The sequence below is a fragment of the Cognatishimia sp. F0-27 genome (genome assembly GCF_020667845.1).
In the GTDB taxonomy this organism is placed as follows: Bacteria; Pseudomonadota; Alphaproteobacteria; order Rhodobacterales; family Rhodobacteraceae; genus JAFMPQ01.
Window position 1 is genome coordinate 1 of sequence record NZ_JAFMPQ010000066.1, and the last position, 8,621, is coordinate 8,621.

The window sequence follows — 8,621 nt, forward strand, 5'->3', positions numbered from 1 at the left end:
GCATCGTCATTGCCGAGCACCGATCTCGATGTGCGCAACGCGCTTGGCGAGGTTGAGTTCGGGCTGGACAGCAGCGGCAGCACCCTGTCGGGCTTCACCGTGTCCGAGGATGCGGTGTATTTCTTTGATCTTGGTTCGCGCTTCAACGACGCGTCCGGCGGCTACCGGTTTTCCGTCGAACAGGAGATCGCGGGCAACATCAGCACGGTGGAAATGCTGGAGGTCGGGGAGCAGGTCGAAAGCGCCATTGATTACAACCGGGACCGCGACTGGATCAGGGTCGAAGGCGTCGCGCAGGCTGAATACCGTTTCTCGCTGCTCAATGACGGCGGCGCGGATGGGCTCGACGACAGTTTCCTGAGGATCTACAGCGCTTCGGGCGATTTGGTGACAAGCCGCGACAGCAGCAGCGCCAGCAATGCGCTGACATATGTGCCCGATGGGGATGGCGCCTTCTACATCTCGGTGGAGAACCGGTTTACCGATGGTGCCGGCACATACATTCTGCGCCTGACCAGTGATCTGATCATCGGCGACGAGTTCCCCAACGCGCTGACCGGGTCGGACGCCAGCGAGGATATTCGCGGGCTGGCGGGGCCGGACACGCTGCGGGGGCTGGGCGATGACGACACGCTCAGCGGCGGGCCGGGCAGCGATCTGATGTTCGGCGGGGCCGGCAACGACAGCATGCTCGGCGGGCAGGGATTCGACACCATCTACGGCGAGGATGGCAACGATACCATCTCCGGGCTCGACGGGTTCGACAGCATTCTGGGCGGCGCCGGCGACGATCTTCTGCGCGGCAATTTCGGCAATGACACGATTTTCGGGGAAGGCGGCGATGACACGCTCGAGGGCGGTCTTGGCTTTGACAGCCTCGCGGGCGGCGCGGGCGCGGACAGCCTGCAGGCGCGCGACGGGTTCGACACGCTGTCCGGCGGGGCCGGCAACGACACGCTGCAGGGCAACAATGGCAATGACAGCCTCGATGGTGGCGACGGGGATGACCGTCTCGAGGGCGGTCTCGGCGCCGACACGATGCAGGGCGATGCGGGGGCGGACACGCTGCTGGGCGCCAACGGGTTCGATCTTCTGCGCGGCGGCGCGGGGGATGATCTGCTCGAAGGCAATTCGGGCAACGACACGATGGAAGCCGGGCTCGGCAATGACGTGATGCGCGGCGGGCTCGGGGCGGATACGTTTGTCTATATCGGCGGGGCCGACCGGATCGTCGATTTCCAGCGCGTCGATACTGTCCGGATCGAGGCCGATCTGCTCGCCGAGGCGGCCCCGGTGCCGGACGATCTGCGCGATTATGCGCAGCTGGATGGCGACGGCAACCTGCGGCTCGATTTCGGGGATGGCAACACGCTGACCTTTGCCGGTGTGGGTGCGACCGGCGCGATCCTCGGGGACGTGGAGTTTATCTGATGGTGGCCTGTCTGATGATCCCGGAGCGCTGGCCCGGCGTCTCGGGGGGCTGACCGGGCAGGGGGGCGCTGCCCCCCGGCTGCGCCTCCCCCCGGAGTATTTTCGGACAGAAGAAACAGGGCGCGCGCGCGTGGGGTGCGGCCGGTATTTCGGGTGTTCGGGGCCGAAACACCGGGGACGGGTATGCCTGTCTTGACGGGTTGGGGGCGGTCTGAGACCTTTCGGTGCAATATGCGCCGCGTCCGGCGCGCTTGTGATTGAAAGACCTGCCATGTCCCTTGTGCCGCTGGATCCCGCGCTGACTGAAGGCCCCGTGCCGTTCTGGATCGAAGCCTTTGGCCTCGGGCCTTCCTTTCCGGTGGGGGGCGCGACCACCACCGTCACCTGGGCCTATATCGAGACCGGCGCCACGCCGGGCAATCACCCGTATCGCGCCTTGAACGCTGCCGAGCGCGCCAATATCGCGGTCTCGCTGGAGCGGGTTGCGGAGGGCACCGGTCTGCGCTTTGTCGAGGCCCCGGCCGCGCAGGCGCAGATGCTGATCGGGGCCAGCTCCGACACCGACGAGACGGCGTTTGGCCTCGCATGGCAGAGCACCACCGGCCCGGTCCATGTGGTGGCCATCGACACGCCCGCGCAATATGGCGACCGCACCGACGGGCTGGCGACCAACGACTATATCTACGTGCACGAGATCATCCACGGGGTCGGGCTCGACCATGCCACCCGCGCCTTCGGCTCGGTGCGCGACGTGGTGATCCCGGACGATCTCGACAATGGCACCACGCTTTACGGCAACTGGACCGTGGCCTGGGAGCAGAGCACCCAGCTGTTCGATCTCGCGCGGCTGCAATTTGTCTACGGGCCGGACCCGGAGATGCGGGCGGGCAATGACACCTACGCGCCGATCGCGCTTGGCGCCTATGACCCGGAAACCGACAGCCAGGCGCATGTGCCGTTGCTGTGGGATGGCGGCGGGCGCGACGTGCTGGATCTGTCGGAGGCCGCGGGGCCGGTCGATGCCGCGCTGGCCCCGGGATATATCAGCCGGGTCGACACCGCCAATACCGGCATCCTCGAGGCGGGCACCTTCTCGATCAACCACAAGACGGTGATCGAGACCTTGCTGGGCAGCGATCACAACGACACGCTTGGCGGCTCCGACCGTGACGATGTGATCGATGCCGGGGCCGGGCGCGACACGGTGACCGGCGGGTTTGGCGCGGATCTGCTGCGCGGCGGGCTCGGCAATGACGTGATCGCCGGTGACAGGGACGCGCCCGAGGCGCTCACCCCCTACCGGCCGGGCGACGGGGTGCAGGTGATCACCGCCGCGCAGACCGGCGCGGTGGATCTCGAGAACGGCTGGAGCCTTGCGCCCAACGCGGACATCCTGCGCGCCACCGAGCGGCCCTGGCAGAGCGTGACCGTCACCGGATCGGGCCAGCCGGCCGAGGCGATCCGGTTTCAGGGCATCGCCGGCGAGACCTGGATCTTTGACGTGGATGACAGCAATTTCGACACCACGCTGGAGCTGCTTTCGCCGGGAGGCCAGCGCCTGGCCTTCAACGACGATGCGGATCCCGGGCTGGGCGGTAGCGGCTCGACCAGTTCCTCGGACAGTTTCCTTGCGGTCGAACTGACCGAGACCGGCAGCTACCTGCTCTTGCTGGATGTGTTCGGTGACGGGGCTGTCACCGGGGCGATGACCGCCACGATCCAGATCAGCAATGCCGATGCGGTGCTCAGCGTGCCCGGTGGTGCCGATACGCTGGTCGGCGGGCCGGGCAATGACAGCCTGATGGGGGAGGGCGGCGATGACAGCCTCACCGGCGGGCAGGGGTTCGACACCGCCATGGGCGGTTCGGGCCATGACACGCTGCGCGGTCTGGACGGGTTCGACCGTCTGGAGGGGGGCGACGGGGCGGACTTGCTTCTGGGCAATTTCGGCAACGACACCCTGATGGGGGATGACGGGGCGGACACGCTCGAAGGGGGGCTGGGCTTTGACAGCCTCAATGGCGGGGCGGGCAACGACCTGATCGTGGCGCGCGACGGGTTCGACATCCTGCAAGGCGGGCTGGGCAATGACACGCTGCAGGGCAATAACGGCAATGACCGGCTTTTTGGCGGCAGCGGCGCGGACAGTCTCGAGGGCGGGCTCGGCGCCGATACGCTGGCGGGCGGGGCGGGCGATGACACGCTTCTGGGGGCCAACGGGTTCGACAGGCTGGCGGGCGAGGCCGGCGACGACCTGATGGTCGGCGGGGCGGGCAACGACACGCTGGCGGGGGGCGCGGGGGCGGACACGCTGCGCGGTGGGCTCGGGGCGGATATGTTTGTCTTTGACGGCGGCGCGGACCGGATCACCGATTTCCAGAACAACATCGACGCGCTGGAGATTGCCGCGGCCCTGCTGCGGGAAAGCAACCCGGATCCCGATGACCTGCGCGGCTATTCCCGGCTCGATGGGGAGGGCCATCTCGTGCTCGATTTCGGCGGCGGTGCCGTGCTGACCCTTGTCGGTGTGGGCACCACCGGGGCGATCCTCGACGATGTGAGCTTCGTCTGAACCGGGGGCAGCCGGCGCCCGCGGATCGGCGCGGCGTGGAAGCGCGAAAGAGGGTCCTGGCGCGGGCGATGCCCCGGCCGGGCGCATAATTTTCGCAAAACCCGCCTGATTTTTGCTAAACTCCTCCTGTTTTTGCATCATTTCATGGGGGATTTCACATGGCTTTGACATTTGAGGCGACAAGCGCCGGTCTTGAACGGCTGGCACCGGGTGTTGATCTGAGCACCCTGACAAGCGTTGACACCAACGATCTCATTTCTGTGCTCGGGGTTGCGCTGCTGTTCATCAGCGAAACCGTCGATGTGACGGAAATCAGCGCCACGCAGATCCTGAACGTGGATGAGGCGCTGCGCATCGAGACCAACGGCACCGGGTTTTTCCCGGCGACCTCGCCGGAGGCTTTCGAGGATGCCTATGAAGCCCGCACCGCCCAGGGGGAGATCAGCGGCGTGCGCGTGCTGGATACCGGCGTCGAGATTGCCTCGCTCGATATCAGCGCCACCGGCTGGAGCCTGCAGGCGGGCACGTTGTCGGTGGATCTCAACGGGACGCTGCCGACGTCGCTGAGCGATCTCTACAACCTGATCGACCTGCTGCTTGGCGTGCTGGACGGCACCCTGTCCGATGCAGAGGCCGCGGGCTTTGCCGATGCGCTGGACGGGTTCACGCTCGACAATGCCGTCATTGCGGTGGACGGCACGGAGGTGGCCCGGCTCGCAGGGACCGAACTGCAGTTTGCGGGTTTTGCGCTGGCGCTGACCGGCGATCTGCCCGACGATCCCACCAGCCTGTCGGAGATGTTGATATTCCTGTCCGATCTGCTCCTGCAGACCGGCACCTATTCTGTCGACGGGGTGGCGCTGAACACGCTGGACGGCGACGCGATCGCCAGCATTGGCTCCACCGGGAATTTCCTCGGCGATCTTCTGGGCGCGGTCATCGGCTCTCTTGCAATCAGTGGCGAGGGGGCGATCGGCTTCGATGGCGGGGCGCTTCTCGACGCACTTCTGGCCGGGGCCAGCTACACGATCGACAACCAGCCCTTTGCGGGGGTCAATCTCGACGTGCCGCTGGCGGGCTCCGACAATGACAGCATGCTGGAAGGCACCGGCGAGGCCGATGCGATCTTTGCCTATGGCGGGCTCGACACGATCTCTGCGGGCGCTGGCAGCGACCTTGTCAGCGCGGGTGCCGGCAATGATTCCGTGATCGGCGGGCAGGGGTTTGACACGATGCGCGGCGGGGCGGGGGACGATACGGTGTCCGGTCTCGACGGGTTCGACAGCCTGTTCGGCGGCGCGGGCAATGACCTTGTGCAGGGCAATTTCGGCAATGACACGCTGGAGGGCAATGACGGCGATGACACGCTTGAAGGGGGTCTCGGCTTTGACATGATGCGCGGGGGTGCGGGCAATGACAGCCTGCAGGCGCGCAACGGGTTCGACACGCTCGAGGGTGGCGATGGCGACGACACGATGCAGGGCAACAACGGCAACGATGTCATGGATGGCGGCGGCGGCAATGACAGCCTCGAAGGTGGTCTTGGGTTTGACACCATGAGCGGCGGGGCGGGCAATGACACGCTTCTGGGTCTCGACGGGTTCGACAGCCTGATGGGGGGGCTGGGCAATGACGTGGTGCAGGGCAATGCCGGCAACGACACGCTGGGCGGCGGCGAGGGCAATGACCGTCTGCGCGGCGGTCTCGGGGCCGATACGTTCATCTTCACCGGCGGCAATGACCGGATCAACGATTTTGCTCCGGTTGACGTGGTGCAGATCGAGGCCGACCTTCTGGCCGAGGCGATGCCGGTGGCCGACGACCTGCGCGGCTATGCGGGGCGCGACGCGGATGGCAACGTGGTGCTCGATTTCGGAGATGGCAACACGCTGACCTTCCTCGGGGTCGGGACGCTGGCCGCGATCCTCGACGACGTGAGCTTTATTTAGGTCGGGTCTTCCCGACCAGGTCGGGTCCCCCGATTGGAGGATCTTCCCGATTGGGGCGGTGCCGCGGCCGAGGTTTCAACCCGGAGCGCAGCGGACAAGGGGGCGGCCAGGGCCTTGTTGTGATGGGGGCGCTGCCCCCAAACCCCCGGAGTATTTCAGGACAGAAGAAACGCGAAGCGCGCGCCGCCGGACAGGCTGTGGTCGCCGCATCGGGACGGTTTGCCCGTTTTGGGCCACTGGACGCTTTACCCGCAGATCACTTTGGGCTTGGATGCCCGTGTTTCGACCAGTGATTGATGGAGAGAGATCGGAATGGACAGCCTTTTTGAACTGAATGACGGGCGTCTGGTGTCCTTTGGCACGGTATTTGACAATAACACGCAGGTGCCTGTGCTGCGGATTTTCGATGCCAATGGCACTGCGCTGACCGGTGAGACAGTCCGTTTTGCCGATGGCACCCCGCCCGCGACGGACAGCGCGTCGCTTGCCCAGGTGGCCGGTGTCTTTGCACAGCCCGGCGGCGGCCTGCGCGTGGTGATGCGCGACGATCCGGACCGGACCGGCTATGTCTACGATCTCGATGCCACTGGCGCGGTCACCGGCACCGACACGTTCGACACATCCGCCGCGGATGCGACCGTGCCTTACGTGGTGATCGGCACGCGCTTTACGCAGGATTTCGACCAGCTGCCCAATGGCAACATCGTTTCCGCGATCGGGCAATCGGTCTATCTGTCGAACAGCGAGGGGATCTACCAGTCCGGGATGAACCGCGAAGGCCCGTTCGAGAGCATTCTCGAAGAGACGGTGATCGACCTCGACGGGGCCGGGCTGTTCCGGGTCAGCCAGGTCAATGCCAATGCGGGCGGCGTCGAGGTGCGCGGGCAGTTCTACAGCGACGCGGCCGTGGCGCAGGGCGAGGAGATCGTCATCGCCACCGGGCTGGAAAGCGTGATCGGGCATTGGGGTGTTGAGGCGCGCCAGCTTTCCGACGGGCGCATCGCGGTGGCTTACGTGTCGGCGCGCACCGGCGATGAGGACGAGGCCGAGAGCACGCTGTTCCTGACCATCCTCAATGCGGATGGCTCGGTCGCAACCCCGGAGCAGATCGTCAACACGGGCGCGCCCGACGGGGCGCAGGACTGGGTCGGTCTCTGGGCGCTGGCTGACGGGGCCGTGGCGGTGAGCTATGGCAACGAGGTCGGCGCGCTCAGCCGCAACAGCGTGTCGGTGCGGTTCTATGACGAGACCGGCGCGGAATATGACAGCGTCGATCTCAATGGCCAGGCGCCGCGCTCGGTCGCGCCGGAGATGTATGTCAGCCCGAACGGCACCGTCTGGGAGCTCGATCCCGACACGCCGCGCGAGCTTTACATGGGCCGCGGGCCGGACGATCCGGGCCTTTTGGCGCCGGAGGTGCTGCTGAGCCTTGGCACGCTGGGCGAGCTGGCCGAGGATCCGTCGGTTGCCACGCTCACCGACGGGCGGGTGATCACGGTCTATGACAACACCAATCTCAACGGCACGATCACCGCTTATGACCCGATGACCGGCGAGACGACGCTTGTGGCCGATGACATCGACGGCAAGCGGTTCGACGTGGCCGCGCTGGCCGATGGCGGCTTTGTCATCGCCTATTTCAACGATCCGCAAAGCTCCAACCGCGGCGATGTCTTTGCGCAGGTCTGGAATGCCGATGGCACCCCGCGCGGCACCCCGGTGCAGATCCTCGATGGCGAGGGGGAGCATATCCAGGTCCATGCCACGGCCGACGGGTTCGCGGTGACCTTCACCGACGATACCGGCACGCTCGATGACGAGGACCGCATCGCGTTTTTCGACGCCCAGGGGGCGGCGCGCGGCGGGGTGCAGGATCTCGATCCGGATCGCGACGTGGAAATCGAGGTCGATGGCGCGCTTCTGGCCGATGGCCGGCTTGTCACCACCTATGGCGCCAATGGCGGGGTGTTCTACCGGTTCTGGAACGCCGATGGCACCCCGGCATCGGATGTGATCACGCTGGCCGATGCGCGCATCAGCGGTCTTTATGAACAGGTCGCGGTCGCGGCGGTGTCGGACGGGCGCTTTGCCATGGTGCATGGCGATAACGAGGGCGCTGCCTTCCTGTCGGTGATCCGGGCCGATGGCACCCCGGATGTGGCCAATGACCCGCTGCCCATCGCGCAGATCAACGGCCAGTTCTACCAGGCTTTCGACATGACGCTGACCGGGGATGACCAGGTCGTGCTGGCCTATAACACGCGCGACCTCGAAGGCGGGCGGGATATCGATGTGGGCGTGTCGATCTTCGATCTCGACGGGGCGTCGATCCTGACGGATCTGCGCGCCAACAGCAATCTCGAGGATGACCAGCTCGGCATGAACCTGACCACGCTGAACGATGGGTCGGTCTTTGTGGCCTTCACCGATGACACCAACGTGCTGTTTTCCTCGCAATCGGCCATTCGCGGCATTGCCGTGCAGGGAGGGGAGGCGCCACCGGTTCCGCCGGAGCCGCCGATCACCGACACTGGCACCAGCGCAGACGACACGATCACCGGCGGGACGGGCAATGACACGCTGTCTGGCGGTGCGGGCAGCGATTCGATCGATGGCGGCGCGGGCGACGACCAGGTGACGGGCGGCTTCGGCTTTGACACGCTGGAAGG

The 8,621-nt window shown here is 66.1% G+C and carries 3 protein-coding genes and 1 pseudogene; all 4 read left to right on the forward strand.

Features of this window, described 5'->3' with window-relative positions:
- Positions 1 to 1,431 (forward strand): calcium-binding protein (locus tag J1C49_RS21790; protein WP_304522458.1); only part of this gene is annotated, 1,431 nt, incomplete at its 5' end.
- Positions 1,432 to 1,702: 271 nt separating this feature from the next.
- Positions 1,703 to 4,003 (forward strand): hypothetical protein, encoded by a 2,301-nt coding sequence (locus tag J1C49_RS21020; RefSeq protein WP_227447792.1) that lies wholly within the window; start codon positions 1,703 to 1,705, stop codon positions 4,001 to 4,003.
- Between the two features lie 158 nt (positions 4,004 to 4,161).
- On the forward strand, positions 4,162 to 5,952 hold the full coding sequence (locus J1C49_RS21025; RefSeq protein ID WP_227447793.1) for a calcium-binding protein: 1,791 nt from the start codon (positions 4,162 to 4,164) through the stop codon (positions 5,950 to 5,952).
- A 312-nt stretch (positions 5,953 to 6,264) separates the two neighbouring features.
- Positions 6,265 to 8,621, forward strand: a pseudogene (locus tag J1C49_RS21030) (hypothetical protein); the annotation flags it as partial.